A 1,801-nucleotide genomic window follows, 5' to 3' on the forward strand; every position below is an offset into this window, starting at 1 on the left:
TGCCGTTATTTCCGGTGGGGATGGTTGTGTTCGTTTTTGTTTTTACTTCAACGGAGAGTTTGATCCTGGCTCAGGATGAACGCTGGCGGCGTGCTTAACACATGCAAGTCGAACGATGATGCCCAGCTTGCTGGGTGGATTAGTGGCGAACGGGTGAGTAACACGTGAGTAACCTGCCCTTGACTCTGGGATAAGCCTGGGAAACTGGGTCTAATACCGGATATGACTGCTCCGCGCATGCGGTGGTGGTGGAAAGCTTTTGCGGTTTTGGATGGACTCGCGGCCTATCAGCTTGTTGGTGGGGTAATGGCCTACCAAGGCGACGACGGGTAGCCGGCCTGAGAGGGTGACCGGCCACACTGGGACTGAGACACGGCCCAGACTCCTACGGGAGGCAGCAGTGGGGAATATTGCACAATGGGCGAAAGCCTGATGCAGCGACGCCGCGTGAGGGATGACGGCCTTCGGGTTGTAAACCTCTTTCAGTAGGGAAGAAGCTTTCGGGTGACGGTACCTGCAGAAGAAGCGCCGGCTAACTACGTGCCAGCAGCCGCGGTAATACGTAGGGCGCAAGCGTTATCCGGAATTATTGGGCGTAAAGAGCTCGTAGGCGGTTTGTCGCGTCTGCTGTGAAAGACCGGGGCTCAACTCCGGTTCTGCAGTGGGTACGGGCAGACTAGAGTGATGTAGGGGAGACTGGAATTCCTGGTGTAGCGGTGAAATGCGCAGATATCAGGAGGAACACCGATGGCGAAGGCAGGTCTCTGGGCATTAACTGACGCTGAGGAGCGAAAGCATGGGGAGCGAACAGGATTAGATACCCTGGTAGTCCATGCCGTAAACGTTGGGCACTAGGTGTGGGGGACATTCCACGTTTTCCGCGCCGTAGCTAACGCATTAAGTGCCCCGCCTGGGGAGTACGGCCGCAAGGCTAAAACTCAAAGGAATTGACGGGGGCCCGCACAAGCGGCGGAGCATGCGGATTAATTCGATGCAACGCGAAGAACCTTACCAAGGCTTGACATGAACCGGTAATGCCTGGAAACAGGTGCCCCGCTTGCGGTCGGTTTACAGGTGGTGCATGGTTGTCGTCAGCTCGTGTCGTGAGATGTTGGGTTAAGTCCCGCAACGAGCGCAACCCTCGTTCTATGTTGCCAGCGGTTCGGCCGGGGACTCATAGGAGACTGCCGGGGTCAACTCGGAGGAAGGTGGGGACGACGTCAAATCATCATGCCCCTTATGTCTTGGGCTTCACGCATGCTACAATGGCCGGTACAAAGGGTTGCGATACTGTGAGGTGGAGCTAATCCCAAAAAGCCGGTCTCAGTTCGGATTGGGGTCTGCAACTCGACCCCATGAAGTCGGAGTCGCTAGTAATCGCAGATCAGCAACGCTGCGGTGAATACGTTCCCGGGCCTTGTACACACCGCCCGTCAAGTCACGAAAGTTGGTAACACCCGAAGCCGGTGGCCTAACCCTTGTGGGGGGAGCCGTCGAAGGTGGGACCGGCGATTGGGACTAAGTCGTAACAAGGTAGCCGTACCGGAAGGTGCGGCTGGATCACCTCCTTTCTAAGGAGCACCATTATCGCCCCTGGTCTGTTCGCATGGATGGCCTGGTGGGTGTGTGGAAGCAAAGCCCATTGCGCAGGCGTCTGTTCTGCGGTGGGTGCTCATGGGTGGAATATCAGCAGATAGCGGCCGGTTGTTTTTGTTTTCGTGTTTAGTACGGATGCCTTTTTGTGTTCTGCGCTGTGTGCGTGGTGCGTGGGGGGTGTTGTGGAACGGTGCGGGGCGGGATA

At 56.8% G+C, this 1,801-nt stretch carries 1 rRNA gene; it reads left to right on the plus strand.

Annotated features, from left to right (window positions below):
• Nucleotides 1–47 precede the first annotated feature (47 nt).
• Nucleotides 48–1,571, plus strand: a 16S ribosomal RNA gene (locus J2S96_RS20085).
• Nucleotides 1,572–1,801: the final 230 nt, after the last annotated feature.

It is taken from the genome of Arthrobacter bambusae, from assembly GCF_030812595.1.
GTDB classification, from domain to species: domain Bacteria; phylum Actinomycetota; class Actinomycetes; order Actinomycetales; family Micrococcaceae; genus Arthrobacter; species Arthrobacter bambusae_B.